The organism is Oribacterium sp. Sow4_G1_1 (assembly GCF_052116105.1).
Lineage (GTDB): Bacteria > Bacillota > Clostridia > Lachnospirales > Lachnospiraceae > Oribacterium.
This window is the reverse complement of sequence record NZ_JBQKLS010000001.1, coordinates 204,657-230,821: the sequence shown is the minus strand read 5'-3', so window position 1 is coordinate 230,821 and position 26,165 is coordinate 204,657. Positions and strand designations below refer to the sequence as shown.

Below are 26,165 nucleotides of genomic sequence, written 5' to 3'. Positions count from 1 at the left end.
TCCTTTCAGTCGGTAATCAGTTTCTTCATGCTCTCCATTTTCCGCTTGGCGGTTTCCTGCCGGAAGTTGTCGCCGGTAAAGCGTACCGGGACGCACATGGAAAGCAGCCGGTCATAAATCCGGGAATGGGCGGTGTCCTCCGGGTTTCGCAGGTCGTCCAGCGTGAGGTTGGTCGTGACGATCAGCGGCTTGCCGCTGCGGTAACGGCTGTCAATCACATTGAAAACCTGTTCCAGCCCGTAGTCGGTGCCGCGTTCCATGCCAAAGTCGTCAAGGATCAGCAGCGGATAGCGGCAAAGGCGGGAAATGTACTCGTTGCGCCCCTCAAAGCTGGCGGCAAGGTCATTGAGGATCAGGGCAAAGTTCGTCATGTGGACGGGGATTTCTTTCTCCATGAGGGCGTTTGCGATACAGCCCGCAAGGTAGCTTTTCCCGGTTCCTACGCCGCCCCAGAACAGGCAGCCGATATTGTCTGTCCGCATATCCTCCCAATGCTCCACATACCGGCGGGCAAGCCCGGCCTGCGGGTTCCTGCCGTTGTCATTCTCGAAAGTCCAGTCCCGCATGGCGGGGTCGGTAAAGCCCCGGCGTTTCAGTTCTTCCACGGTGTCAAGGTGCCTGCGCCGCTTTTCGGCGGCTTCCCGTTCCTCGCGGGCGGTTTTCTGGCAGTCGCACTCTGCCGGGTGGCGGTCGCGCCCGAAGATAGCGGCCTTATCCGGCGCAAAATAGGCTTCTTTCGGCTTGCGGCACTTGCCGCAGTACAGCAAACCGTCCTCGCCGGTGTAGTCCTCCGGCTCCGGGGTGGTGGCCGTCATATTCTCCAAAACAGCGTTGATTTCGTTCTTCATAAACTCTCGCCCTCCTTGCATGAGTAGTCTGGTATGCCCTTTTTCGGGGCTTTCTTAGTTGCGTCCTCCTGCGCCCATTTGTAGATGGTGGCGGCATGGCTCTTGTATCGCTTGCCGCTGGACGCGATATGGCAGGATAGCCGGTCAATGTAATAGTCCCATTTGCCGGGCAGGTCTGCTTTCAGCCCGTCCAGTTCCGATTGCGAAAGAAAAACATTTTCATACCGGCCATAGGCGGCGCGGGCGGGTTGTCCCGTATCTAACTCTCGCTCTCTCTCTTTTTCTATCTCTTTCTCTATCTCTATCTCTGGTGGACAAATGTCCGCTTGATATGGTGGACATTTGTCCGCCCCGGCCTTTGGCAAGGCTTTCTGCTCCTGCAAAGCCAGCCTTGCCCGCCGTTTTCGCTCCCCCTCGGTAGAGGATTGGCCGATCAGTAGTTCAATGTTGCTCATATACAGTGCGCCGTTCTGTAACGGCTCCACAAGCCCCAGCTTCATAAAAATCTGCAAGGCCCGTTCTACGGTGCCGACTTGCTGACGGGTAATGGTGGCAATCATCTGCGCGGTGTAGGGGATATTTTCATCAAGCTGCAACTTCCCGCCGTTTTTCAGCGATTTCAGGTACAGTTTCAAGAGGATGTTGGAATAGAGGATACCGTCCTGCATACTTTCCAGCAGCACAATGGCGTCCTCGTCAAAGTAATTCTCTTTCAGCTTGAGGTAGTAGTATTTTCGGTTGTCTGACATGGTTCCTCCTTTGGGTGGATTTGGGGTGTTTGTACGCATTTAGAACGCCGTTTCCGGGGGAAAAGGATAAATGTATCGCGTACCCTTTGACACCCACGAAAAAAGCCTTGATTTATGCGGGTTTGAAAGGCTCTAAAGCGTGACATCTCTGCCTTTGTTTCCGCTTTCTCTCGGCGGCGCGGATTTTCTTCATGCGCCCGGCGCAGTCGGGGCAGTATTTCCCCCGGTTGGATTTGGGGACAAAGGCCGCTCCGCAGACGGCACACCGTTTCCGGCTCCCCCGGTATAAGAGGGCTGCGGACAGCTCCCCGTCAAGGGGCAGGACAGCCACACGGAACCAGCGGCACATGAGGGAAAGGGAAATGCTCTGGACGCACACGCAAGGCTCCCCGTCGTCTAACAGCAGGCAGTTCCCCTCGTCGTAGTTACAGCACTCATGTACCAGCCGCCGCGCCCGCCGGTGCTGGCGGTAGTCCATGCGGGGCAGGTTATCGCTCATGGCTCTGCTCCTTTCTGCGGTGCGGCTCGTCCCGGCGCAAAATCTGGTTGATATTCCGCTTGACGGTCTGCAACTCCTTGAACCGCTGCTTCTGTTCGTGATAGGTGTTATACAGGCCGTCTTTCTCGGAGATAAGCTGCTCGATCTCGGCCTGCAACGCTTTCCGGGCGGGCAGCTTGGTAATGCCATGCGCCTTGAAATACCGGGCGGCTGCGTCGGCTATGATAAAATCGCTCTCATGGGCCTGCCGGTATGCGGCGCGGGCTTTCTCGGATTTCTGCGCTTTCAACCCGTCGCGGGCGGGCTTGGTCTGGGCGTAGGCCAACACCTGCCGCTGCAACTCCTTTTTCCCTTGCAGCTTGGTTTCCAGTGCTTTCAGTTCGCCGCTGGTCTGGCGCATTTCCGCATAGGCGGTATCAACGGCGGCTTCTAACTGCTCCGGGGAAGTAAAGCCGTACTGCTGGTAGACGGACAGCGTTTTGGCGGCCTGCTTCAGATTGTGTATCTTCGCCCAGCGTTCATAGCCCCGGCCTTTGCCCTCGGCCATTTTCTGCTCAATGTCCACAAGCCGCTGCACTCCGTCCTGTTTGGGGGCGGTTTGAGGGGCTTTTGCGGGCTGTATGCCGCGTTTCTCCTGCCAGGGGTATTCAGGTATGGCTGCGGCCTTTTCTATGGCTCTGGCGGCATTCTGCTCCAAAACGGCAAGGACGGCGGTGCGGTCAAAATCGTCGCCCAGCTTCCGGGCGGTGATGGGCTTTGTCCTGTCCGGCGTGAGATAGGACAGCCGCCCCCGGCTCTCCTTGACGGTCACACCCTCCCGCAGCAGCAGAGAGGAAAACTCGTCAAAGCTGGCGGCGGTGGCAAGGGCTTTCCGTATGGTCTGCCGCAGCTTTTCCTTGTTCGTTTCAAACTTGGTCTGCCGGGGCGTGATACCATCGGCAATCATGGGGGCGTTCTGCTTGTCCAGCGCGGCTTGTCCCTTTTTCTGCGCCCAATACTCCCGGTCGGTGATGCGGTTCTTGCTGCCGTTCAAGAGGTCGATTTGGTAAAGCCCCTCCCGGTGGCACATCTCCATGACTTCGGATTTGAAGTAGCGCAGGGCAGCGTCGGTACATCGGTGCTTGCAGCCGGCTTTCGTGTCGGCTGGCCTGTCCATGTAGGGCAGGAACGGCACTTCCTCAATCCGCAGGCTGTTTATGACGATATGCACATGAATGTTGCCGCTGTGGTTATGCCCGTCCGGGTGGGTGCAGACAAGGGCTTGGTGGCCGGGGAAATGTTCTTTACAGAATTGCTCCCCCAACGCCTGCGCCCGGTCTACGGTCAGGCCGTTGTCCGGCCCGTCCCGCGGGTCAAAGCTGATGATGTAGTGGTGGCTTTTCACATCTTCCCGCCGCTGGTTTTTCTCATAGCGGAGATTGGCCCGCATACACGCAACGGCAAAATCCTCCCCGCCGCAGTTCAGCGTAGACAGCCGGTAGTCCTCGCGGGGGATAAGCCTGCCGGTTTCATCAAGGACGGGCTTCATGGTAAATTCGTCATGCTCAAAGAGCAGGTATTGTTCGGCGGCTCCGTAGTCGGCGTTTTTAGAGTTGATATGTTTGAGTGTTGCCAACCGCGTCACCTACTTTCTTTAAGACTTCATACTTGAGGGCGGCAAGGTCGGCTATGGCGGCGCGTACCTCGCCGGACAACGCATGATAGGGCGCGCCGTACTCGTTCAGATACCGGGCAATCTGGTTGAGGTTGCCGCCGATCCTGCCGTACTCGGCTGCGAGCTTCCCGACAGCGGAGAGCAGTTCGTCATTGACCGACGACACATGGAGTACGGGGCGTATGGTGGTACGCCGGATCGCCTGCCGGAGAAATTCCGACTGGCTGATACCATAGGGCGCAAGCCGCGCTGTGAAGTCGGCGTATTCATCTTCGGTCAGCCGGGTTTTCACAACGCGGCTGCGGTGGGGTGTGTTGTATTTTTTTCGCATGGTCGTGACCTCCTTTCTTGCCGCATGAGCGCGGCGGGGATAAGCGGCGCAAGCCGCATAGCAGGGTTTGGGGAAGGCACTCCCCAACAAGTTTCCCGCGAGGGGCAAAACCGCAGAATTGCGGATTTTGGCACCGTGGTAGAAACTTGCTCTCCGTGACTGCAAACTTTCTCTCACTTCCGTCCGCCACTTTTTTGGAAAACTGCAACCACAAAAGTTTGTTTCTCTTTTTCTGCTACTACTAATCCTGTAAAGGGCATTCCTGCCCGCTTTCGCTAAAATGACACCGGACGCAGTGGTTTCTACCCGGTGTTGGAGAAATCCTTTCTCTTTGCCCTCTACTACGGGTAAATGCTCCAAATGCCAAACACCAGGGCAGAAAAATTCCCTCCTCGCTTACTACTACAACCGGCAGGGGGCAAAATGGCCGGGAGCGGAGCCGGACAACAAAAAAAGCAGTAAATCTTTTTCAAGACTTACTGCTTTCGCTGGCCGCGTCGGTGGCGGCTGGTATTCAGTTTTTATGACTTGTCCGGTGGTTCGTCAAGCCGGAACTTGAATTGACAGTCAATTAACCGCTGCTTTACATAGTCCTCCACCTCGGCGTTGACCTGCCCGTTCACTTTTGAGAAATAGCGGATATATCCGGCGTAGTGGAGCAGGACAGCGTTCACGGCTTCTGGGTCGCCCTCACGGGCTTTGAGGATTGTTTCATAGGGGAGAAGTCTACTCATACCGGCTCACCCCCATTTCTTCGCGTAGCCGCTGCAAGGCAAGCTGGATATGCCGCCCCGCTGTGCTGCGTGACCGGCCAATACACGCGCCGATCACGCGCTGCGGCTGGCGCAGAAAGTAATAGCGCAGGATTTCTTCCCGCGTCTGCTCCGGCAAAACAGAGATCGCGTCGGCAAGGGCGGCGTTGCAGAGCAGGACGGTCTGACCGCAGACGGTAAATGGGTATTCCTCGTCCGGCTCCGACGCGGCAAACTGGACAAACTTCTCGTTCATCAGATAGTCAAGGGAAACTTGCCGTTCCCATTGCCGTTTAAGCTTCAAAATCTTGTCCAAGGCGGCACAGCGGATAACAGTCTTGCAAAAGGCGTTGTACCTGCGCTGGATATATTCTTGATAGGCTATCTGGTCGGTCATGGAAATTCCCCTTTCTGAATAATAGTGCGGGGCGGTGGCACTTCTTGCTGTCGCCCCTTGATTGCCTACCAGCAAAGGCGGGCGGGGCTGTCAACGGCTGCGCATATGCGCCGTTCATCTTGACCGTTGACTGGCTCGGCTGGGTTTGCTATTTACCCGACAAACTTGAATTTATTTTAAGCTATCACGTTTTACCTTCTTAAGCCTTACTATCATTACCATAGGAATTTCTTTGTTGGTTTTAAAACATTCTTCATAAAATCCATCAATGACAAATCCAGCTCTAAAACAAAGGTTAAAAATATCTTGTATGGAACGATGATAATAAATCTGCTCTTTCGGTTGCCCTTCAATCGCTATATCATAGTAACTGTGCGGTGTCATATATTTTTCAGTCAACGTGACAAAACAAGGGTGTTGCGTTGCAAAGACAAAAATTCCGCTTTCCTGCAACAGTTCATAAACAGCCATAAGAAGTGGTTCAATATCCGTAATATCCATAATTGCCATATTAGAAACTGCTTTCGTAAAGGCTCGATTTCTTTTTAATTCTAATATACTTTTTCTATCGGTCGCATCCGCCACACAAAATTCAATTTGTTTTGCATATTGTGATTGCCGTCTTTTAGCCAATTCTATCATTTTTTTGCTGTAATCAAAAGCGACAACCGAAGCGCCTCTTTGTGCAAGATACGAAGAATAATTTCCATTGCCACACGCAATATCCAAAATGTAATCCGCAGGATTAGGAGATAGAAGTTCCGTTACTTTGGGACGCACTACCTCTCTGTGAAATTCATTAGATTCGTCACCCATTGCATTATCCCAAAATTGTGCGTTCTCCTCCCAGATTTTTTTACTTTCCTCTGTTCCCATGTTCTCTCCCACTCCCCAAATTTGCTTTTTTGCTTCCATTAAATCTTCCTTACTATATTCCATTGTTACCCTCCATAACTTCTGATTGTTGCCGTCTTGACGATTATGTATCTTTACATTACCTTCTGAAACATATGGCGCACCTTGTCCAGGCGGCTGTTTGGACGGCGGGGCTGGATGACCGGCTGACCGACAGCGGCCTGATATCCTTTCAGCTCTGTAAGGCATACGCTCCGCCCGTTGGTGTAAAAGGCCAGATCAGTACGGTATGCCTGTATACAGCGGGCGGGAATCTCGCCAGTAAAGACAACTTCATCCTTTTTTTCCTGGACCGTTTCGATGGTGGCACAGTATTTCGGTGCATCATGATAAGCCCTGGAAAGATATTCCCGGGGCGCATAGAGGGTGAAGGAGAGATAAGGTTCCAGCAGTTGCGTCCCTGATTCCTTCAATGCCTGTTCCAATACAATCGGGGCCAATGAGCGGAAGTCCGCCGGCGTGCTGACCGGACTGTAATAAAGCCCGTATTCAAAGCAAATCTTACAGTCCGTTACGTTCCAGCCGAACAAGCCCTGCTCCAGCCCGTAACGGATACCATCCCTGACAGCGTTTTGAAAACTCTGGTTCAAGTATCCCAGCGAAACCCGGCTCTCGTATTGTACACCGGAGCCAAGCGGGAGTGGTGTAACAGACAGTCCGATGGATGCCCAAAACGGGTTGGGCGGCACCTCGATATGGATGGTGTGGCTGGCTGCTTTGAGCGGCCGCTCCATATAAATGACGGTGGGTTCCTTTACCACTGTTTCAAGCTTGTATTTTTCCGACAGCAAAGCGGAAACAACCTCCAACTGCACCCGGCCCAAAAAAGAAAGAATGATCTCATGGGTGATGGAATCCACCTCGCAGCGCAAAAGCGGGTCAGTATCCGCAAGTTGCGTAAGAGCGTCCAGCAGCCGTTCTCTTTGCGCTGCCGTTTTCGGCGCAATCGTCGTCCGCAGCATGGGGAGGGGGTCCTCACGCCACCTTTTACGAGGGAGCCGGGTTGGGTCCCCTAATACATCGTTTAACCTCACGCTGTCGCTGGGAAGGATAACAATTTCACCCGGATAAGCGGTGTCTGTCCGAACAATTTCCCCTTTGGATGGAATACGCATCTCTGTGATTTTCAGCTTTTCTCTCCCGGCCAGGGCCACCGTATCCCGCAGGCGCAGCGTTCCGCTGTATAGCCGTAGATAGACACGCCGCTGGCCGCAATCTGTATACTCCACCTTGAAAACGCTGCCGCATAGGGCGGCGCTCCCCTGTTCCCCAATCGGTTGGAACAGCCCTGTCACCGCATCCATCAACGGTTGAATGCCAAGGCCCTTTTTGGCGCTGCCATAATAGACCGGGAACAGGGAGGCGTCTTGAACCCGCCGCTGTTCCTCCCGCACAAGTTTTTCCCGGCTGATTGGTTCTCCTGCGATATACTTTTCCAATAATTTATCGTTATTTTCGATGACCGCATCCCATGCTTCTATGTCGGTATTTTCCTCCAGGACTATTTCCGGGGACAGCGACACCGTCTGCTTGATGATAATATCGGCGGAGAGCTTATCCCGAACAGACTGAACCACGCTCTGCAAATCAACGCCAGCCTGGTCGATCTTGTTGATAAAGATAACGGTGGGAATGTTCATTTTCCGCAGGGCATGGAACAGAATACGGGTCTGGGCCTGCACGCCATCTTTAGCGGAGATCACCAAGATGGCCCCATCTAAAACAGCCAAAGAGCGGTACACCTCCGCCAAAAAATCCATGTGGCCGGGCGTATCCACAATGTTAACTTTACATCTGTGCCACTGGAAGGAAGTGACTGCCGCTTGAATGGTAATCCCACGCTGCCGCTCCAAAAACATGGTGTCCGTCCTCGTTGTCCCTTTTTCGACGCTCCCCGGTTCTGAAATGGCTCCGCTGGCATATAGCAGGCTCTCCGTCAAGGTCGTCTTTCCAGCGTCTACATGGGCAAGAATTCCAATATTGATTATTTTCATGTGATTGTCCTCCCTTTACAGCCCCAAAGGGCATAAAAATCCCCAGCAGTAAAATACTTTTACCACTGGGGATTATAAGTTGCGGACATACACATATACAGCATACACCTGTTTGTGATTGCTGTTTTTGGGGATATGTCAAAATTGATAAGGCAAAAGTATTCTTAAATTGGGTACAAAAAACTAAGCCCCTACAAAAGGAGCTATCATAATCCTTTGTTCCCACTATTTGATTATAGTTTTATTTAAGAATACCTTGCCGCATATTTTTTACTCCTTTTCTGGATTAAATCATTGTATCACATCAGTTTTAGGAAAGCAAGTACCTAAAAGAAATTTTTCTTCCCCTTATATGTAACAATCATACCGGCTTCCTAGCGTTCAGAATGTTTTCTGCTGTCTGCTGTGGTGTTTGGTTGGAATTGTCCAACCAAAAGCCGATCCGTGGTGTTGTCTGCATTTTACTAAATACAAATTCAATGTATACAGAAAGATATAAGGAGTGGGAGGGATTCCGCCGTAGTTGGCATTGTAGGAAAATCCAAAAGTTTAGATTTTCCCACAATGCTTATCTTTTGGTCTTTGGTTCGGAATAGTGTAGTGCTGGCGGTCTATCTCTTGTTTTCGGTTGCTTGCTTCCTTACCGTACATGAGCATTTGATGCAGGAACAAAACTGGATTCGTCGGCACCTGTATTTCCGTTTGGCTGTAATGAGAGTCAGTATCAGGCAGTTGTGAATGCTCTTTCAAATCGAATCAGTGTGATCGAAGGGCCTCCGGGGACAGGAAAGACACAGACAATTCTGAATATCATTGCAAACCTTATACTTCAGGGGAAAACCGTTCAGGTGGTCAGTAATAATAATTCCGCGATCGATAATGTGATGGAGAAGCTGGCTTCGTCGAAGTATAAGCTGGATTTTATGGTTGCCCAACTGGGACGTGATGAGCGTAAAAGTGCATTTATCGCAGCACAGACCGGAGCCTATCCGGATATGTCCGACTGGAAAAGCGCTGAGAATGCATCATCAGAATTTTCTGATTCTATCAGAGAAAAGTCCGTAGCACTGCAGGAAATCTTTCGTGAGAAGAATAGATCGGCTAAATTGCGTGAGGAACGAAATAGAGTTCAACTTGAATGCGAACATTTACATGCCCTGATTCAGGATAATGAACTCATTCTTTCGAGCAAGAATCTATCTTCTGATCAATTGATGGAATTCTGGCAGGAGTATCAGGATATTCAGGATGGAACGAAAAAAGCGGGCTTGATATATCGGCTTATGCGTAGGATTTCTCTGGGGATTCGCGTTGGAAAGCTTTTGAAAGAAGACACGGCAGGTGTTATTAACAAGCTGCAATATATATTTTATGAAACCCGGTTAAAAGAAATAGATACTGAAATATCAGATATTACCGTGAAATTTGAAAACGATGATGCGGATGCACGAATGGATGAACTTATAGAGCTTTCATTGTGTTGCTTTCGATCTCGCCTCGCAGAACGATATTCAGATAAAAATAGTCGCCGCGTTCTTGTAAAAGATGATTTATGGCAGCATCCGGAGGAATTTATAAAAGAATATCCGGTTGTACTGAGTACAACGTATACTGCTCGAAGCAGCTTGGGGAGACAGGCCCAGTTTGATTATGTCGTTATGGATGAGGCCTCACAGGTGGATGTTGCAACCGGTATGCTTGCGCTTTCCTGTGCAAAAAATGCGGTTATTGTCGGTGATACGAAACAGCTTTCTAATATTGTGAAAACGCAGCAAAGAAAACCACTGGAAACAATTTGGAATGCGCATAAAATAAGCGCAGAATATAATTTTGCAGAGTACAGTTTTCTGTCGTCGTTGTGTTCACTTATGAGTGAACGGATACCACAGGTTGTTTTACGCGAGCATTATCGTTGCCATCCGCAGATTATCGGCTTTTGTAACCAGAAGTTTTATAACGGTGACCTGATCGTCATGACGGATAGCAACGGAGAGAGTGCGCTGAAGCTTGTAACCACTGTGCCAGGAAACCATCAGCGTGACCATATGAACCAGAGGCAGATTGATGTGATCTGTAAGGAGATTCTGCCGGCACTGGATGAACCTGAGGATGAAGTCGGTATCATTGCTCCCTATCGTAATCAGGTTGCTCAGATGAAGAAGGAGCTGGGAGATACTGCGATAGAGGTTGCAACTGTACATAAGTTTCAGGGACGCGAAAAGAATGATATCATCCTGTCTACAGTTGACGACACGATTACAGAGTTTTCGGATGATCCAAATCTTCTGAACGTTGCGATTTCCAGGGCAAAGAAGCAGCTGATCCTTGTTGTAGCTGATTAGGAGCAACCGGCAGGAAGCAATATAGCCGACCTTATCGGATATATTCGCTATAACAACTGTGATGTGCAGCACAGTAAAATCAGTTCCGTTTTTGACTATTTATATAGTCAATACACCGAAAGCAGGCTTGAGTATCTCAAACGGCATAAAAGAATTTCGGAATATGATTCAGAGAATCTTATGTACGCGCTGATTCAGGATGAACTGAAAAATTGCGGTAATGTTGCGCTTGGGGTGGTATGCCATCAGCCGTTGCAACTACTATTCCGTGATTGCTCCAGAATGAATGCTGAAGAACAGAGATTTGTGAATACTGGACTTTCCCACATTGATTTTCTGATTTTTAATAAGGTCAGCAAAGAGCCAATGCTTGCAATTGAAGTAGATGGTTTCCACTATCATAAGGATGGAACGAAGCAGGCAGAAAGAGATAAGCTGAAAAATCATATTCTTGAAGTCTACGGACTGCCACTCGTGAGATTTTCGACGAATGGTAGTGGGGAGAAGGAAAAATTAAGGGAAAAGATTGCAGAGATCACAGCATGAATACTGCTCGATTTCCATAGAATCATCGCGCGCGGCCCGGAAATTCTTACTGGCAAACCGGGTGAAATAGATGAAGATGGATGGCACTATCCAATAACCGGTTGATTACGAAATCGTGGATATTTTTAGCACCAGCTATCATTTTTGTGTACGGAGCTAAACTATCTAAGATTTTCAAATAGGGCGCTTATTGGATAGGTTTCTGCAAAATCAGGTATACGCATATAAGCGTACTATCGAAGAAGCCTCGTTTTTTAAAACAGTGGATATGTATTTTTGACTTCAGAGAAGAGTTTCTTTCGGCTGATATCTAATAAACCTTCTTTTTTGAAATACTGGATATGCGAGTGTGGATTCCTCTTAGGAAATAAGGATTTTCGTATCCAGTATTTTTGAAATCGCCTAATAGTAGATAGTTTGCAGTCACCTGTCATGCTTACAGTCAAAAAACATATCCAGTATTTTTATAATCAAACCATATTGGATAGGAACGTTGGCCAGGGGCGACGAAGAGGCGGCAACGGAGTACTGTTCCTACGTTGCTGCCCCTCCGGCTCTTGCCTGATCAGTACACGAGTGAACAGTAACAGTCGTTGTCTAATGCTTATCTAATGTCTGTACAATGTTTCGAACGTACTGTATAATGTCTGTACAATGTCCGGATGGTGAAATGGAGGAGCACTATGAAGATTTCGGAATTATTCCCTGATGTCGTAACGGAGGATACGGAATATGAGTTTAAAGCGCTTCTTAAGCAGGATAATCCTGTGAAATGGGCGAAGACCATCGTCGGATATGCGAATGATCAGGGTGGTATCATCTTTGTGGGTGTGTCCAATGATGGCGAAGCCTTCGGTCTGGATCTGAACGAAATCGATCAGACAAAAAATCTGGTGGCGAGGGTAAATGACCGGAATATTTTTCCTCACGTGAAAATCAGCTACATGATGCGAAGTGTAGATGAAACGGCAGATCATTTTGTGCTGGGGATGAAAGTGCTGCCTGCGGAATCCGTTGTCAGATATCGGGAAGGGGATTTCAACGAAACTGTATACATCCGAGGAAATGGTAATTCTACACCTGCAACACCAGAAGACATTATTTCATTATCCAAAAGACGTTATGGTGTGGACAATGAAACAACCGAGGTGCGCTATCGAGAGGAAGAGTGGACAGATTATCTGACGCTCTGCAGGGAGTATCGAAATGATGGTGCTGTGCCGTCTTTAAAAGAGCTGCAGAGTGAGGAAATCGTATCAAAGGATGGCTTTGCAAAATCAGGATTCATCATGTTCCGCGATGGGTATGATCGGGATGACACGATGATCTGCTGTCGTCTCTGGAAGGGGATGAATAAAGCCGGCACCGTGCTGGATAGTGCGAGATTCAAGGGCTCGATCGCGCTTGTCTTCGAGAATGCGCTGCGTTTTATCGAGCGAAATACGAAAAGCGGGTGGCAGAAGACGGCGAATGGTGGACGTAAGGAAATCCGTTCCTATCCGAAGGAGGCGATACGAGAGGCACTGGTGAATGCCATCGCACACCGTGATTACTCGATTTCCGGGACACAGATCGATGTGGATATCTATAATGACCGAATGGAAATCGTTTCTCCGGGATCATGGTTACTGCCGAAGGGATATGCGGAATATCCGGTAGGCTCGATACCGTCGATTCGAAGAAATTCGATTATCGCCGCTTGTCTGGATGCTGCAAACCTGATGGAGCGTGGAGGAACCGGATTTCTCACGATGATGGAGGCCTATAAGGCGTTCTCTGAACAATTCCAGCCGGTGATTTCGATTTATCCGGGATTTTTAAATCTGAAATTATATGATGTTTTATATCGTGTGGATGAAGCACCGCGTTCGGTGGAGTATACAGCGAGTGAAAATAAAGTGTGGAAACTTCTGAAAGAAAATGGACCGATGAAGGTTAAAGATCTCCAGTGCGCCTATGGCTATTCGAATCGATCTCGATTTTTAAAGGATGTGATCAACCCGATGATTGAAAGGGGCGACATCTATCGGGATGGAAGCACGAAATCCCCGACCGCAGTGATTAAAATTAAGCGCTGAGGTCTTGCAATATTTTTCGCTTTATGGTAGCTTATAAAGGCTTAACTATTTTCTAAGCGGTCGAGTCTCGGGATTGCACTGCATTCAGCGGCCGACACGCAAGCTGGCATGGTTGGGAACCATGCAGAAAGAGGTACGAGATGAAGGAAGGAATCCATCCAAAGTATTATCAGGCTACCGTTACCTGCAACTGCGGTAACACATTCGTAACTGGCTCCACAAAGCCGGAGATCCACGTCGAGGTTTGCTCTGCTTGCCACTCATTCTACACTGGTAAGGAGAAGGCATCCAGCCTGAAGGGTCAGATCGATAAGTTCAACAAGAAGTTTGGTCTTGCTTGATTTATACGAAGCTGAAAACACTGTCCCATACCTGTATCCGAGAGGTGCAGGTGTGGGATTTTTTTGTACAGATTCATGTATATGGCATCGTTTCTTTATACATATCCATGAGAGCGTCGCCCGCCGTCATAAAAGTTTCACTTTCCTGTTATTGAATTCATGTTTTCCATCGTTTACACTTAGGTGCGTGTAATTTTATAATCATGATGTGTTTTTCTTCCTTTTAGCAGGTATTTACTATTCTGGTACCTGTTCAGGAACAGGATATGAAGTAGTTTGAGAAGCAGATGTGAAAACATCACTTTTGATATAAAAAAAGAAATCCAGAAAGCGATATGACAGATACAGAAAAGAATTTTTCAAATGATACAACAAATGCAGAAGTCCCGGCAGAGAATAGGACGCCGTCATCGCTCCCACATACCCAGATCTACAGTGGTATCGGTGGTCAGGCCGTCATCGAGGGGATGATGATGCGAAACGGTCAGCGCTATTCGGTGGGCGTCCGGAAGCCGGATGGCTCCATCGCCGTGATGGAGGACACGTACATCTCCATGACGGATAAGCATCCGTTTCTGAAGGCACCGCTGATCCGTGGTGTCTTTTCCTTCGTGGATTCCATGGTGCTCGGCATGCGCTGCCTCACCTTCAGTGCATCCTTCCTCGAGGATGATCCGGAGGAGGCGGAGAAGGAGCCGACGAAATTCGAGGCCTGGCTGGACCGTACCTTTGGGGATAAGCTCGAGCCGGTGCTCGAAACGATCGTCATGGTCTTTTCCTTCGTGGTCGCGATGCTCCTCTTCGTGATCTTTCCGACCTGGATCGCCGGCTTCCTGAAGCCGGTGTTGCCGCATGCATCGCTGCTCGGCCTCATCGAGGGTGTGATTCGTGTGCTGCTCTTTATCATCTATATTAAAGTGATTTCCCGTACGCCGGACATCGCGCGTACCTTCCAGTACCACGGTGCGGAGCATAAGTGCATCAACTGTGTCGAGCATGGCCTCCCGCTGACGGTGGATAACGTCGCCGCCTCCAGCAAGGAGCACAAGCGCTGTGGCACCAGCTTCATCGTCTATGTCATGCTGATCTCCATCCTGTTGTTCATGGTGATCCGCGTAGATACCCTCTGGATGCGCCTCCTCAGCCGTATCATCCTGATTCCGGTCATCGCCGGCGTCAGCTTCGAGGTACTGCGCCTCGTCGGCACGCATGATAACGCGCTGACCCGACTTCTCTTCATCCCGGGTATGTGGATGCAGGGCCTCACCACGCGCGAACCGGACCGCGATGAGATCGAGGTGGCCATCGCCGCCGTCGAGCGCGTCTTCGACTGGCGCGCGTTCGAGAAGCAGACCTTCGGCCTCGACTTCTCCGACCGCCCATCCGACGTGCACTCCACCCTCGTGGACATCCCGGTCGTCGATGGAAAACCGGTGATCGAAAATTCATAGCGGATCGCATGCATCGATTCATCACGCAACGGCCTTTTCGAACGCACATAAGGAGATATATCATTATCTGCGCTGCATATTCTGCGAGGCTCGTTGCATCATCATGTGCCGATTTTCGGATGCATTTATGAAGGAGTATCATGCCGATCACCACGCTGCGTCAGCTTCTCGATGAAGCGACGGAAACACTGAACACCGCCCAGGTACCGGACCCGCGCTACGATGCGCGGGCTCTTCTGATGTCCGCCTATCAGCTCTCGCCTGCGCAGTATCTGCTTTACGAGCACGACGCGCCGGAGGCCCTGATCCCGCGGGTGCTGCCCGACGCGGAGGCCCTGTCGGCTGCGACCACGCTGTTTCAGGCCAATGTTGACCGCCGTAGTCGACGGGAACCCCTCCAGCAGATCCTAGGCACCGCCGGCTTCTATGGGCTCGACTTCCTCGTGACGAAGGACGTGCTCTGCCCGCGGGCCGACACCGAGACGCTCGTGGACGCGGTGCTCGGAAATCTCATGCCGGAGCAGATCGGGGCTGTGCACGCAGCGCCGTCGGTCGACCCGACGAGCGTAGTGCGCACGGAGGTGGAGAACCCGGCGGTGGACCCGTCCTCTTCCGAGCACATGGTGGATAAGTGCCCTGATTTTCTGATACATGTGGATAACGATGGCGCGTCGCTCCTCGATGTCTGCACCGGCTCCGGCTGTATCGCCATCGCCCTCACGAAATTCGGCGCTTTCCGCGACACCATGGCGGTGGATATCTCCGACGCTGCGCTCGCCATCGCGCGACAGAATGCCGAGCGACTGTTGATAACAGAGGCGGATACCACCGCGACCACGACGTCGAGCGCTGTGTCGGCGGACGAAATCACGGTCGCTACATCGACGCGGATGAACCCAGGTCCGCGGATGGAGGTGCATCTTCAGAACGCGGCGGTCGACTTCACCCTTCTGCGGAGTGACATGTTCTCTGCATTGGCCGAACGCACGGAAGATGGGGCGCTGAAGCGATACGACGTCATCGTCTCGAACCCGCCGTACATCCCATCGGCGGTGGTGGAGAAGCTCGAGCCCGAGGTCCGGGACTACGAGCCGCGCATCGCCCTCGACGGCACCGCCGACGGACTGCGCTTCTACCGCATCCTCGCGGAGGAATCCGTCCGCTACCTGAAGCCCGGCGGGCGCATCTACCTCGAAATCGGCTACGACCAGGGCGAGCGCGTCCCGGCGCTCCTCGCAGCCGCCGGCTTTCGCGACATCACCGTCATCCGCGACTTCGGCGGAAATGACCGCGTGGTCGCTGCACATCTATAAATGAAGAATTGCAAAGTCGGAGGTCCGGAGGGGCGGCAACCGAGGCCATACGGAGAGACCGTGTAAAATCAAGCCGAGTCCCCTGGACTGACCGCTATGAAATATAAAGGAGTATTACCATGGATATGTTTGACCGTCTGGAGTCCATCTCCCGACACTATGAGGAAATCCAGCGCTTCATGACGGAGCCGGATATCGTAAACGATACAGAGAAATACCTGAGGCTGATGCGGGAGTCGAGTGAGCTTGAGCCGCTGTACACGACCTACAAGCGTTACCTCGAGGCCGTGGCCGGCGAGAAGGAGGCCCTCGAGATGCTGGCGTCCGAGAAGGATCCGGAGATGATCGAGCTCGCGAAGGCAGAGCTTGCCGAGGCGAAGGAAAACCAGCCGACCCTCATCAAGGAGCTCCAGATCCTTCTGCTTCCGAAGGACGAGAATGATGATAAGAACATCATCATGGAGATCCGTGGCGGTGCCGGCGGTGATGAGGCAGCGCTTTTCGCCGCAGAGCTCTACCGCATGTACATCAACTACGCGGAGCGTCGTGGCTATAAGACGGAGCTGATGTCGGTCAATGAAACCGGCATCGGCGGGATGAAGGAGGTGGTTTTTGTCGTCACTGGAAAGGGCGCGTACAGTCGTCTCAAGTATGAGGCGGGCGTGCACCGTGTACAGCGTGTGCCGGTGACCGAGTCCGGCGGACGTATCCACACCTCCACCGCAACCGTTGCCGTGATGCCGGAGGCTGAGGACGTCGATGTCGAGATCAATCCGGCGGATGTAAAGATGGAGGTCTTCCGTTCCTCCGGTGCCGGTGGACAGCACATCAATAAAACTTCATCTGCGGTACGACTCATCCACATCCCGACCGGTATGGTGGCCGAGTGTCAGGAGGAGCGTTCTCAGCTTCAGAACCGCGAGAAGGCGATGCGACTTCTTCGTGCGCGCCTATATGAAATAGAGTATAATAAAAAGCACGACGAGGCGGCGGAGGCCAAGCGCTCCCAGGTGGGCACGGGCGACCGTTCCGAGAAGATCCGTACCTACAACTTCCCGCAGGGACGTGTGACGGATCACCGGATCGGACTGACGCTGTACTCGATCGATAAGGTACTGAATGGAGACCTCGATCCGCTCCTCGACCCGATCATCGCCGCCGACCAGGCAGCGAAGCTCGCGGAGCTGAATCAGGAGGTTATCTGACATAAGCGATGATTCTGCACACCGGCTGTCTGGTGCTGCAGGATGCCGCCATTTTCTGCAGCATGTGGCGTGTCCGGAGCCGGGAAGCGCAGCGCCTGCAACAGGGGGCCGTGCGCCGGGATCGGACGCAGACAGAAGAAGGAGAAAAAAGTGGCCAGGGAAAGAATATCTGTGGATCCGCATCAGCGCTCACGTCGCCGGCAGCAGCCGGGCGGTGGAAAGCACTTCATGCCGGCGATCATCGGACTTCTCATGCTCCTCGTGTTTGCCGGTGCCGCCGGTGGATACATCTATGAGAAAAAATATGCGCCGACGAAGGAGCTCGCCGACCAGGCGGACTACTTCGGTGTCAGCGGCGATGAGGTGACGATCTACCTCGATGAGGAGCAGCAGGCGGATGAGAACGGAAAGCTCGTGCTGGCGAAGTGTGTGAACGGCGGCGTCTTCCTCCCGTATGAGTGGGTGATGTCGAACCTGAACCGCCGTTTCTTCTGGGCCTCGGATGCGACGGAGGTCCTCTATACGATGCCGACCGAGACCCTGAAGTACGGGATCGGCGACACACTGAGCGATGGCTCGACGCCGTTCCTGAAGCTCGGAAACGGCACGGAAAATCTGTATCTGAACGTAAAGCTCGTCGCGGAACACACAAACATCCGCTTCACGAGCTACGTGAGCGCAGAGCAGAAGCGCATCTTCATCTTCGACGACTTCTCGCCGTATACCGAGGCGACCGTTCAGAAGAAGGAGGCGGTGCGTCTCCTCGGTGGCGTGAAATCACCGGTGCTGACGACGCTCGAGCAGGGGGCCAATGTTAAAATCCTCGAGGCGATGGAGAACTGGTCACGGGTTGAAACCGAAGACGGCTATATCGGCTGGCTCCGGAACAAGCGTCTCTCCGACGAGCGTTCGGTGACCCCGGAAAGCACGTTCACTGCGCCGGAATATACACATAAACTCCTCGATCAGAAGGTCGTGATGGGCTTCCATCAGGTGACCTCGCAGGCGGGCAACGCAAGCTTCGCGAGTGCGACCTCGCAGCCGGGCAGCACGATGAATGTCATCGCGCCGACCTGGTTCATCCTGAATTCCGATCAGGGTACCTTCACCTCCTACTGGAGTGCGGACTATGTGCAGGCGGCTCATGCAGCCGGCTACCAGGTCTGGGCCGTGGTCAATAACTTCGACGCCGGAAACATCGACGAGTCGGTCTTCCTCGAGAACACCGCGCTTCGTGCGCAGCTCGTCGCTTCCCTCGTGTCCACCGCCGTCGCGGGTGGCATCGATGGTCTCAACATTGACTTCGAGCTGATCCCGACCGGCCTCGGCCGCGCGTATATTCAGTTCATGCGGGAGCTCGGCGTCGCCTGCCGTGAGGCGGGACTCGTGCTGTCTGCGGACTGCTATGTACCATATAATTACAACAGTCACTACGACATCGAGGAGCTCGGCGAGTGCATCGACTACGTCGTCATCATGTGCTATGACGAGCACTATGCCGGCAGCGAGGAAGGCTCGGTGGCTTCGATCGATTACGTAAAGCGTGGCATCCGCGAAGCGAGCAGCGCCATGGACAGTGATCGCGTCATCATTGCCCTCCCATTCTATACACGCGTGTGGATCACCGGTGCGGATGGCAAGACCCGCTCCGAGGCGCTCAGCGTCCAGACCGCACTAAACTGGGTAGCGGAGAAGGGCGTGCAGCTCGAGTGGCAGGAGGACCTCGGCCAGAACTACGGCGAGATCACCGACGGCACGGAGATCAAGAAGGTCTGGATGGAGGATGATCAGTCCATGCAGCGGAAGGTCGACGCCGTGAAGGAAGCCGGCTGTGCGGGCGTCGCGGGCTGGAAGCTCGGACAGGAGCCGCAGAGCTTCTGGAGTATACTGAATCTCAATGCAGACAGCGCGGCACAGAACTGAGCCGTGGAATGTCGGCAGCGTGAGCGTGGACGCATTGCGCCTGAAGCGTGGTGCCGGTACAGAGAATATAGATGCGGATGCGCTTCGGCGCAGACGCTGAAAGATAGAAGGAAGTTAAGATGGAAACAATCGTAAAAGGTATGGAGGGCGTGCAGCAGGCGGCGGAAATCATCCGCCGGGGCGGCCTCGTGGCATTTCCGACCGAGACAGTCTATGGTCTCGGGGGCAATGCACTGGATCCGGAGGCGAGCCGGAAGATATATGCGGCGAAGGGACGGCCGTCGGATAACCCGCTGATCGTGCATGTCTCCTGTATCGACGAGGTCCCGCCGCTCGTGTCGGAATTTCCGGACAGCGCGCGGAAGCTGATGGAAGCGTTCTGGCCGGGACCGCTCACGATCGTGATGCCGAAGGCGGCGATCGTGCCATATGAAACGACGGGTGGGCTCGAGACCGTCGCGATCCGCTGCCCGGAGAACCGCGTGACCCTCGCGTTTATCAAGGCGGCCCGTGTGCCGATCGCCGGACCGAGTGCAAACACCTCCGGCAAGCCGAGTCCGACGGAAGCGGCGCATGTGTACCATGATCTTCAGGGAAAGATCGAGATGATCCTCGATGACGGCCCGGTGGGCATCGGTGTCGAGTCTACCATCCTCGACCTCACCGGTGAGGTACCGACCCTGCTTCGACCAGGTGCGATCACCGTGGAGGAGCTGTCCGAGACGCTCGGCACCGAGGTCCGGATCGATCCGGCCATCATCGCCGGCGGCGTGAAGGAGGGTGTGCACCCGAAGGCACCAGGGATGAAGTACCGGCATTATGCGCCGAATGCGCGCATGGCGCTTGTGACGACCCGGCTGTCGAAGGAGCGTGACTATGCGCTCTCCGAGGAGGAACGCGCGGAAGCCGATCAGATGGTGGCCGCCTGCATTGACCGACTCGTGGATGCGGACGAAGCCGCCGGCCTCCGGGTCGGGATCATCTGCTGCGAGGAGACGCGGGCGCGCTACCTCAGTGCGGGCGACCGCCGTGCGGACATCAAGGTGATCGGTCGCCGAAGCGATCCGCTGTCGATGACACATGAGCTGTTCCGTGTGCTGCGTGAGTTCGACGAGGACGGCACGGAGCGGATCTACGCCGAGAGCTACAGTGATCGCGGCGTGGGCTTCGCGCTCATGAACCGCATGCGGAAGTCCGCCGGGATGCTGGAGGTCTGCGCGGATGATCAGCCGACGGATGTTTTCCGGAACGGCATCTCCCCGCTCGCCGGCCTGCAGCCGCACGCGGATAAATAAAGGCAAGCGTTTAGACAGGGGCCCGGAGGATGGCAACGGAGGCACAGCACTCCGAGATCGGTGAGATCTAAGCCGGGGTCCCTGAGCTGAACCGTTACAAATAAAGGAGAATGAGATGGAAGAGAGTGGAAAGAGACGAGACTATATCACCTGGGATGAGTACTTCATGGGGGTCGCCGAGATGTCGGCGCGCCGTTCGAAGGACCCGAGTACCCAGGTGGGCGCCTGCATCGTGAGCCCGGAGAACAAGATTCTCTCGATGGGCTACAACGGCTTCCCGCAGGGCTGCTCCGATGACGCCTTCCCGTGGACGAAGATCCATGCGGAGGACGACCCGTACAATGCGAAGTACTTCTACTCGACGCATGCAGAGCTGAACGCGATCCTCAACTATCGCGGCGGTTCCCTCGAGGGCTGTAAGCTCTATGTCACGCTCTTCCCGTGCAACGAGTGTGCGAAGGCGCTGATCCAGGCTGGCATCCGGACGCTGATCTACTACTCTGATAAGTATGGCGACACGCCGTCGACCCGAGCCAGCAAGCGCATGCTCGATGCCGCCGGCGTCCGCTACTACCAGTACCAGCCGACCGGCCGCACCGTGATCCTGGCGCTGTGACGCCGGAATTTAATGGGGTCTGACCCCATTAAATTTTTCTAAACAGATTCTAAACTGGACTTTATGGGGTCAGACCCCCTTACGAAATTCTTAAGATGATGCCATGACGGGGTGATCGGAAAGAGGACGAGATGTTTGTAAAGGGAGAGAGCCCGGAGGCGCGGGAGAAGCGCGTCCGGGAGATCATGAAGCGGCTCGATGAGCATTATGGTGCCGAGCCGCCGATTTTTTTGAAAAGTGAAAATGCGTGGCAGCTGCTGTTCGCGACGATTCTGAGTGCACAGTGCACTGATGCCCGCGTCAATATGGTGACCGAGAAGCTGTTTAAGAAGTATACCTGTCTCGAGGATTTCGCCGAGGTGCCGATCGAGGAGCTCGAGGAGGACATCCGTTCCACCGGCTTCTACCATAACAAGGCGCGGAACATCAAGGCCTGCGCCGCCGATCTCCTCGCGCGCTATGACGGCGTCGTGCCCGACAGCATTGACGAGCTCACCTCGCTCCCGGGCGTCGGCCGCAAGACGGGGAACCTGATTCTCGGCCACATCTACAACAAGCCGGCGCTCGTCGTGGATACGCATGTGAAGCGCATCTCGAACCGTCTCGGACTCGCGGCGTCGAGCGACCCGACGCGCACCGAATTTCAGCTCATGGAGACGGTGCCGGAGGAGTTCTGGATCCGCTGGAACACGCACATCATCTCACTCGGACGGAGCTACTGTATGTCGGCGCGCCCGGACTGTGGCGCGTGCTTCCTTCGGGATCTCTGCCCGAGCTGCGACAACACGGAGCTGCTGGAGGCGACCCGCGCCGGCGTGACGAGCGGGAAGAGCCGGAAGAAGAAATAAAGGAAAGATTATGTCAGAATGTGAAATGTGTTTAAACTACGTCTACGATGACGACGATGAGGAGTATGTCTGCGAGGCCGACATCGACGAGGACGACATGGCCCACATGTGGGGCGGTCGCCGTCGGCACTGCCCGTACTGGCGCTCGAACGACGAGTACCGCACGGTCAAGCACCAGTCCATCGGCCACCTGCCAGGCTACAGCGACGCCGGGTATTTCGTGGATGATCAGAAGGAAGAACTGTCGGATGGGGAGGCGTAGGCCTTCGCGGAGTGTATGAGCGCGTCGGTGGCGCGCAGGTGTGTACGGCGTCGAATGCCCGGGCATGCCGGAGTGAGGGCGTGCGCGGGACTGGACTTCGGCGGCATGCCAGATGGAGAGCATGCGCGGTGCTGGGCTTCGGCGACATGCCGGGAAAGGTGATTTTATGCTACATGTTGTACTTCATGAACCGGAAATTCCGTTCAATACCGGTGCGATCGGTCGCACCTGCGTGGCGACCCACACGTCGCTTCATATGATCCGGCCGTACGGCTTCACCCTCGATGACCGCTACATCAAGCGTGCGGGCATGGACTACTGGGCGAAGCTCGATCTCCACGAGTACCTCGACTACGAGGACTTCCTCGCGAAGCACCCGGAGCTCCACTTCGCCGACGAGTTCGAGCCGGCCAATGCAGGCGATCCGGCAGCAGATGGTGCTGCGGATGCCTCGGCAGCTGGCGGAGCTGCGCAGGGCGATGGTGCCGGAAAGGATGGCGAGCCGGCGCCGGTGGATGTGGCGAGCCTTTGGGATGACGGCATGTACGCCGGTCAGGCGCACTGTGCGGACTGGTCTCAGGAGACCATCGAGACACCGAAGCTCTGGTTTGCGACCACGAAGGGCCGGCAGGTCTACAGCGACGTCCACTTCGGGCCGAATGACTACATCATGTTCGGAAAGGAATCCGCCGGCATCCCGGAGGAGATCCTCGTCCAGCACCCGAAGTCCTGCATCCGCATCCCGATGTGGGGTGACATGCGTTCCCTGAACCTCAGCAACTCCGCCGCGATCCTCCTCTACGAAGCCTACCGCCAGAACGACTTCGAAAACCTGGAAAAACGCGGAGAACTGCACCGGCTGCACTGGTAAATATCATGGGGTGCGCCGACAGGCGCAGTTAATGGGGTCCAGTTAATGGGGTCTGACCCCATTAAATTTTTCTAAACAGATTCTAAACTGGACTTTATGGGGTCAGACCCCATTACGAAATTCTTAAGATGAACGAATAGGTGGAAAGGAGTGCGCGATGGCGAGGAAAACTGAAAAGAAAGCCGGGCTGCCGATGGCAGTGACGCTGGTCGCGCTACTCCTTTTCGTCAGTGCCGTCGGTACCGTTCTGTACGTGAAGAAAGCGGGCAGCGGCGGGCCGGACGAGGCCGAAATGACGAGTGCAGCGGCAGACAGCAGCGCCGCTGACGTCGACGCTGCTGCCGGGGAGCCGGCGCCGGACGCTGCGGCGGCCGGTGATGAGGAAGGCGAGGATACGGCACTCATCGATGAGACGCTCGATGATGTGCCACACGCCTATCAGGCCTACCTCGAGGCGGTCGACGAGCTGGAAGCGAGCTTCGGCACACCGGCGGCGATCGAATCTGCCCAGGGCTACCTCGACCTCGACGCGAGCCACTTCGCAGATCTCAGCGGCCTCTGCCTCCTCGAGCTGATCGATTTCGACCGTGACGGCCTCGACGAGCTCGTGGCGGGCTATCGTGAGCCCACGGACGGCAGCTACCATTTCCGCGTTTACGGCTACGCGCAGGGCCAGCTTCACATGTACATCGATTCGATCATGGGCGGCGTCGGCCAGCCGGTGATCTACGAGCTCGCGACGGAGACCCTGAACGACGGCCAGGAGTACCTGATCACGCACGACGGCATCCGCGGTCACCGCATCTACGGCTTCGATGCGACGGGCCACTTTATGAAGCGCATCGAGATCGGCGCGCATCAGATCAACGGTGAGCCGGTCTATGACAACTCTGTCGTGAAGGCCATGCGCGCCTGGATCGCCGATGAGCAGACACGCTACCCGATGACGATGCTGCAGGATGCCGACGTCGCACTGCAGGCGATCGAAGCGACGCGTGCAGAACTGGAGGCCGGTGCAGCGCTGACCGATCCAGAGGTCCTCGAGGCCGAGGATCCGGCGTCGGCCAATGCAGACGACGCGGAGATCGTCAGCTACGCGGATGGTCCGACAGGCACGACCACGGATGGTCATCTGCATCTTGATCAGTCAGATGCGGCTCCGGATACGGAAGCGCATCTCGATTCGACGGAGGTCGGTCCTGCGGGTACAGACGAATCTGCATCCGAGCATGCGACGACGGCCGGCGATATCATCGGTGCAGCGAAGTCGACGGCTGAAACGACGGAAAGTGAGGATGCGGAGCCGCCGAAGCCACGTAACTGTACGGCGAAGCAGCTGCTGGCGCAGATCCACGACGTGACGGACGACAGCATTGCCGACTACCTCTATGCAGATTTCGATGGGGACGGCGTGCGCGACCTCGTCGCCCTCAGCCTGCACTGCACTCCGCCGAAGGAGACGGCTGCGAGCGACTGGAGCGCGATCTATGCGGCACCGGACGGAAGCGAGGACGGCGATGCGATGCGCTTCAGCAGCGGTACGGACTATACACTCAGCTGGTGGTTTGCGAATGGCGAGCAGGTTTATACCTTCGACAGCATGCGTGCCCCGGTGGTGACCGGCGCGAAGCTTCTGAAGCTCGAGACGGATGTGGGACTCCAGCTTGCAGCGACGGTCTACTGGGAAGATGAGGACACGGATGCGGTGAACACGAGTGCCGGGACATCACTGTTTTCCGGCACCCACAGCGCAGCAGCCTATGCGGCGGACGCCGGCGCGAATCAAGGTGGACTCAGCGCCACCCGTCAGACCGACAGCACCAGCCTCATCTACCGCTTCGATGACAGTGGCGCGACGGAGCTCTTCCGTGAGGATGGCTACCGCCTCTCGAACCCGGGCGCGAACCGCATCGGTTTCTCCAGTGTTCACTACACGAAAGGAGACGACGGCAGTCTGAACGAAAGCTGCGCGTACGGGACACTCCGCTACAACACGGCGGACGACAGCTATCAGGAATATGCATTTTGATTCAGCGAGGGGACGAAGAATCCTCTCGCTGAATTTTTATAGAAATATATTGACATCCGCACAACATATGATAACATATTCATATGAACGATAATTCATTTGATGCGGCGTGACGATCGTCGCTGAACACATTGAAGGCACGCTCGAGGGAGCGCCGATACTGTGTCCGCATCCAGAATCCATCTGTCTGATATCAAATCGCTATGAACGAAACGGAGGAAGCCATGCCGAACGCATACGACACAAAGAAAATATCTCATCTCATTCAGAATGTTTCCGAGGATGAGCTCAGCGATCTGGCAGAGCTTTTCAAGATTTTCGGGGATTCCACCCGGATCAAGATCCTGTTTGATCTCTTCCAGGGTGAGAAGAACGTCACAGAGATCTGTGATGACCTCGAGATGAACCAGTCCGCGGTTTCACATCAGCTGAAGATTCTGAAGGTGAGCAAGCTCATCACCTCCCGCCGGGATGGAAAGGCGGTGTACTACCGTCTGGCTGACGAGCATGTGAAGACGATCATCGCGATGGGTAAGGAGCATATCGAGGAGTAAAAACCGACGAAGAAAGGACCATTATGAAGAAGAAATTCAAGTGTGAGATCGATTGTGCAAACTGTGCAGCGAAGGTAGAGGATGCCATCAAGAAGCTCGATGGCGTGCAGGATGCGAAGGTAAACTTCATGCTTCAGAAGTTTACGCTCGAGGCCGCCGACGAGCAGTTCGACGCGATCCTCCAGCAGGCGATCGAGGTCGGAAAGAAAATCGAGCCGGATTTCGCCGTTGAGCTGTAATTCGCGCGTCTCGACTGCGCCCGCCTGTATGGGCATGCATATTTCCCACGCCCATACGGTGCAGTTGCGCCGGTGGACGTGGTTTTTTCGGACATTTTTCGAGATAAACCGGG

24 protein-coding genes and 2 pseudogenes are annotated in these 26,165 nt (G+C 54.2%); 17 read left to right on the top strand and 9 right to left on the bottom strand.

Annotated elements, in window-relative coordinates:
- Window positions 1–5 precede the first annotated feature (5 nt).
- The 9 genes from ACTQ52_RS01095 to tet(W) form a co-directional block, all read right to left on the bottom strand.
- On the bottom strand, window positions 6–848 hold the full coding sequence (locus ACTQ52_RS01095) for an ATP-binding protein (RefSeq protein WP_074754404.1): 843 nt from the start codon (window positions 846–848) through the stop codon (window positions 6–8).
- On the bottom strand, window positions 845–1,597 hold the full coding sequence (locus ACTQ52_RS01090; protein WP_074754406.1) for a phage replisome organizer N-terminal domain-containing protein: 753 nt from the start codon (window positions 1,595–1,597) through the stop codon (window positions 845–847). Before ACTQ52_RS01090 ends, ACTQ52_RS01095 begins: the two co-directional genes overlap by 4 nt.
- Before the next feature lie 112 nt (window positions 1,598–1,709).
- Entirely contained in the window at window positions 1,710–2,096 is a 387-nt protein-coding gene (locus tag ACTQ52_RS01085) for a cysteine-rich VLP domain-containing protein (protein WP_004452819.1), read from the bottom strand.
- Window positions 2,086–3,711, bottom strand: coding sequence for a relaxase/mobilization nuclease domain-containing protein (locus ACTQ52_RS01080; RefSeq protein ID WP_002584974.1), 1,626 nt, complete (start codon window positions 3,709–3,711; stop codon window positions 2,086–2,088). Before ACTQ52_RS01080 ends, ACTQ52_RS01085 begins: the two co-directional genes overlap by 11 nt.
- The gene (locus tag ACTQ52_RS01075; protein ID WP_002584975.1) at window positions 3,683–4,081 is read right to left on the bottom strand and encodes a plasmid mobilization protein; all 399 of its coding nucleotides are present in this window, start codon (window positions 4,079–4,081) and stop codon (window positions 3,683–3,685) included. The genes ACTQ52_RS01080 and ACTQ52_RS01075 overlap by 29 nt, the downstream gene beginning before the upstream one ends.
- 521 nt (window positions 4,082–4,602) lie before the next feature.
- Window positions 4,603–4,815, bottom strand: a complete 213-nt coding sequence (locus ACTQ52_RS01070) for a helix-turn-helix domain-containing protein (RefSeq protein ID WP_002586615.1) — start codon at window positions 4,813–4,815, stop codon at window positions 4,603–4,605.
- Complete coding sequence (locus ACTQ52_RS01065; RefSeq protein ID WP_002586616.1) at window positions 4,808–5,230, bottom strand: sigma-70 family RNA polymerase sigma factor; 423 nt, start codon at window positions 5,228–5,230, stop codon at window positions 4,808–4,810. The genes ACTQ52_RS01070 and ACTQ52_RS01065 overlap by 8 nt, the downstream gene beginning before the upstream one ends.
- Before the next feature lie 171 nt (window positions 5,231–5,401).
- Entirely contained in the window at window positions 5,402–6,169 is a 768-nt protein-coding gene (locus tag ACTQ52_RS01060; protein ID WP_002586626.1) for a class I SAM-dependent methyltransferase, read from the bottom strand.
- Between the two features lie 50 nt (window positions 6,170–6,219).
- Window positions 6,220–8,139 carry a tetracycline resistance ribosomal protection protein Tet(W) gene (gene tet(W), locus ACTQ52_RS01055; RefSeq protein ID WP_441981526.1) on the bottom strand — a complete coding sequence of 640 codons (1,920 nt, stop codon included), beginning with the start codon at window positions 8,137–8,139 and terminating at the stop codon, window positions 6,220–6,222.
- A 674-nt stretch (window positions 8,140–8,813) separates the two neighbouring features.
- On the opposite strand from tet(W), the gene ACTQ52_RS01050 reads away from it, so the two are divergent.
- The 17 genes and pseudogenes from ACTQ52_RS01050 to ACTQ52_RS00970 all read left to right on the top strand — a co-directional run bounded on the left by ACTQ52_RS01050 (window position 8,814) and on the right by ACTQ52_RS00970 (window position 26,052).
- On the top strand, window positions 8,814–10,481 hold the full coding sequence (locus ACTQ52_RS01050) for a DEAD/DEAH box helicase (protein WP_441981570.1): 1,668 nt from the start codon (window positions 8,814–8,816) through the stop codon (window positions 10,479–10,481).
- A 180-nt stretch (window positions 10,482–10,661) separates the two neighbouring features.
- Window positions 10,662–11,027 carry a DUF2726 domain-containing protein gene (locus ACTQ52_RS01045; protein WP_441981525.1) on the top strand — a complete coding sequence of 122 codons (366 nt, stop codon included), beginning with the start codon at window positions 10,662–10,664 and terminating at the stop codon, window positions 11,025–11,027.
- A 683-nt stretch (window positions 11,028–11,710) separates the two neighbouring features.
- The gene (locus ACTQ52_RS01040) at window positions 11,711–13,105 is read left to right on the top strand and encodes an RNA-binding domain-containing protein (RefSeq protein ID WP_441226725.1); all 1,395 of its coding nucleotides are present in this window, start codon (window positions 11,711–11,713) and stop codon (window positions 13,103–13,105) included.
- Between the two features lie 140 nt (window positions 13,106–13,245).
- On the top strand, window positions 13,246–13,446 hold the full coding sequence (rpmE, locus tag ACTQ52_RS01035) for a 50S ribosomal protein L31 (protein WP_410043125.1): 201 nt from the start codon (window positions 13,246–13,248) through the stop codon (window positions 13,444–13,446).
- Window positions 13,447–13,913: 467 nt separating this feature from the next.
- On the top strand, window positions 13,914–14,897 hold the full coding sequence (locus ACTQ52_RS01030) for a DUF1385 domain-containing protein (protein ID WP_441981569.1): 984 nt from the start codon (window positions 13,914–13,916) through the stop codon (window positions 14,895–14,897).
- A 140-nt stretch (window positions 14,898–15,037) separates the two neighbouring features.
- Window positions 15,038–16,210 carry a N5-glutamine methyltransferase family protein gene (locus ACTQ52_RS01025; RefSeq protein ID WP_441981524.1) on the top strand — a complete coding sequence of 391 codons (1,173 nt, stop codon included), beginning with the start codon at window positions 15,038–15,040 and terminating at the stop codon, window positions 16,208–16,210.
- A gap of 125 nt (window positions 16,211–16,335) precedes the next feature.
- Entirely contained in the window at window positions 16,336–17,415 is a 1,080-nt protein-coding gene (gene prfA / locus ACTQ52_RS01020) for a peptide chain release factor 1 (RefSeq protein ID WP_410043182.1), read from the top strand.
- 150 nt (window positions 17,416–17,565) lie between these two features.
- Window positions 17,566–19,338 carry a glycosyl hydrolase family 18 protein gene (locus ACTQ52_RS01015; protein ID WP_441981523.1) on the top strand — a complete coding sequence of 591 codons (1,773 nt, stop codon included), beginning with the start codon at window positions 17,566–17,568 and terminating at the stop codon, window positions 19,336–19,338.
- 119 nt (window positions 19,339–19,457) lie between these two features.
- Window positions 19,458–20,633 carry an L-threonylcarbamoyladenylate synthase gene (locus ACTQ52_RS01010; protein ID WP_441981522.1) on the top strand — a complete coding sequence of 392 codons (1,176 nt, stop codon included), beginning with the start codon at window positions 19,458–19,460 and terminating at the stop codon, window positions 20,631–20,633.
- A gap of 115 nt (window positions 20,634–20,748) precedes the next feature.
- Entirely contained in the window at window positions 20,749–21,249 is a 501-nt protein-coding gene (locus tag ACTQ52_RS01005) for a deoxycytidylate deaminase (RefSeq protein WP_441981521.1), read from the top strand.
- 131 nt (window positions 21,250–21,380) lie between these two features.
- Window positions 21,381–22,097: an endonuclease III gene (gene nth, locus ACTQ52_RS01000; RefSeq protein ID WP_441226722.1), complete on the top strand. Its 717-nt coding sequence runs from the start codon at window positions 21,381–21,383 to the stop codon at window positions 22,095–22,097.
- A 10-nt stretch (window positions 22,098–22,107) separates the two neighbouring features.
- Window positions 22,108–22,359 (top strand): DUF6472 family protein, encoded by a 252-nt coding sequence (locus ACTQ52_RS00995; RefSeq protein ID WP_441226721.1) that lies wholly within the window; start codon window positions 22,108–22,110, stop codon window positions 22,357–22,359.
- Window positions 22,360–22,525: 166 nt separating this feature from the next.
- A pseudogene (locus ACTQ52_RS00990) lies at window positions 22,526–22,738 on the top strand (tRNA (cytidine(34)-2'-O)-methyltransferase); the annotation flags it as partial.
- Window positions 22,739–22,960: 222 nt separating this feature from the next.
- Window positions 22,961–23,230 (top strand): annotated as a pseudogene (locus ACTQ52_RS00985) (tRNA (cytidine(34)-2'-O)-methyltransferase); the annotation flags it as partial.
- 157 nt (window positions 23,231–23,387) lie between these two features.
- Window positions 23,388–25,259, top strand: coding sequence for a hypothetical protein (locus tag ACTQ52_RS00980; protein WP_441981520.1), 1,872 nt, complete (start codon window positions 23,388–23,390; stop codon window positions 25,257–25,259).
- A 224-nt stretch (window positions 25,260–25,483) separates the two neighbouring features.
- On the top strand, window positions 25,484–25,813 hold the full coding sequence (locus tag ACTQ52_RS00975) for an ArsR/SmtB family transcription factor (RefSeq protein WP_410043181.1): 330 nt from the start codon (window positions 25,484–25,486) through the stop codon (window positions 25,811–25,813).
- 23 nt (window positions 25,814–25,836) lie between these two features.
- Window positions 25,837–26,052: a cation transporter gene (locus ACTQ52_RS00970; protein WP_410043117.1), complete on the top strand. Its 216-nt coding sequence runs from the start codon at window positions 25,837–25,839 to the stop codon at window positions 26,050–26,052.
- The last annotated feature ends 113 nt before the right edge of the window (window positions 26,053–26,165 follow it).

What these genes read in the sequence shown, in the direction of transcription:
- ACTQ52_RS01095 (WP_074754404.1), bottom strand. Translation starts at nt 848, where the DNA reads ATGAAGAACGAAATCAACGCTGTTTTGGAGAATATGACGGCCACCACC.
- ACTQ52_RS01090 (WP_074754406.1), bottom strand. Translation starts at nt 1,597, where the DNA reads ATGTCAGACAACCGAAAATACTACTACCTCAAGCTGAAAGAGAATTAC.
- ACTQ52_RS01085 (WP_004452819.1), bottom strand. Translation starts at nt 2,096, where the DNA reads ATGAGCGATAACCTGCCCCGCATGGACTACCGCCAGCACCGGCGGGCG.
- ACTQ52_RS01075 (WP_002584975.1), bottom strand. Translation starts at nt 4,081, where the DNA reads ATGCGAAAAAAATACAACACACCCCACCGCAGCCGCGTTGTGAAAACC.
- ACTQ52_RS01070 (WP_002586615.1), bottom strand. Translation starts at nt 4,815, where the DNA reads ATGAGTAGACTTCTCCCCTATGAAACAATCCTCAAAGCCCGTGAGGGC.
- ACTQ52_RS01065 (WP_002586616.1), bottom strand. Translation starts at nt 5,230, where the DNA reads ATGACCGACCAGATAGCCTATCAAGAATATATCCAGCGCAGGTACAAC.
- ACTQ52_RS01060 (WP_002586626.1), bottom strand. Translation starts at nt 6,169, where the DNA reads ATGGAATATAGTAAGGAAGATTTAATGGAAGCAAAAAAGCAAATTTGG.
- ACTQ52_RS01045 (WP_441981525.1), top strand. Translation starts at nt 10,662, where the DNA reads ATGTACGCGCTGATTCAGGATGAACTGAAAAATTGCGGTAATGTTGCG.
- ACTQ52_RS01040 (WP_441226725.1), top strand. Translation starts at nt 11,711, where the DNA reads ATGAAGATTTCGGAATTATTCCCTGATGTCGTAACGGAGGATACGGAA.
- rpmE (WP_410043125.1), top strand. Translation starts at nt 13,246, where the DNA reads ATGAAGGAAGGAATCCATCCAAAGTATTATCAGGCTACCGTTACCTGC.
- ACTQ52_RS01030 (WP_441981569.1), top strand. Translation starts at nt 13,914, where the DNA reads ATGATGATGCGAAACGGTCAGCGCTATTCGGTGGGCGTCCGGAAGCCG.
- ACTQ52_RS01025 (WP_441981524.1), top strand. Translation starts at nt 15,038, where the DNA reads ATGCCGATCACCACGCTGCGTCAGCTTCTCGATGAAGCGACGGAAACA.
- prfA (WP_410043182.1), top strand. Translation starts at nt 16,336, where the DNA reads ATGTTTGACCGTCTGGAGTCCATCTCCCGACACTATGAGGAAATCCAG.
- ACTQ52_RS01010 (WP_441981522.1), top strand. Translation starts at nt 19,458, where the DNA reads ATGGAAACAATCGTAAAAGGTATGGAGGGCGTGCAGCAGGCGGCGGAA.
- ACTQ52_RS01005 (WP_441981521.1), top strand. Translation starts at nt 20,749, where the DNA reads ATGGAAGAGAGTGGAAAGAGACGAGACTATATCACCTGGGATGAGTAC.
- nth (WP_441226722.1), top strand. Translation starts at nt 21,381, where the DNA reads ATGTTTGTAAAGGGAGAGAGCCCGGAGGCGCGGGAGAAGCGCGTCCGG.
- ACTQ52_RS00995 (WP_441226721.1), top strand. Translation starts at nt 22,108, where the DNA reads ATGTCAGAATGTGAAATGTGTTTAAACTACGTCTACGATGACGACGAT.
- ACTQ52_RS00980 (WP_441981520.1), top strand. Translation starts at nt 23,388, where the DNA reads ATGGCGAGGAAAACTGAAAAGAAAGCCGGGCTGCCGATGGCAGTGACG.
- ACTQ52_RS00975 (WP_410043181.1), top strand. Translation starts at nt 25,484, where the DNA reads ATGCCGAACGCATACGACACAAAGAAAATATCTCATCTCATTCAGAAT.
- ACTQ52_RS00970 (WP_410043117.1), top strand. Translation starts at nt 25,837, where the DNA reads ATGAAGAAGAAATTCAAGTGTGAGATCGATTGTGCAAACTGTGCAGCG.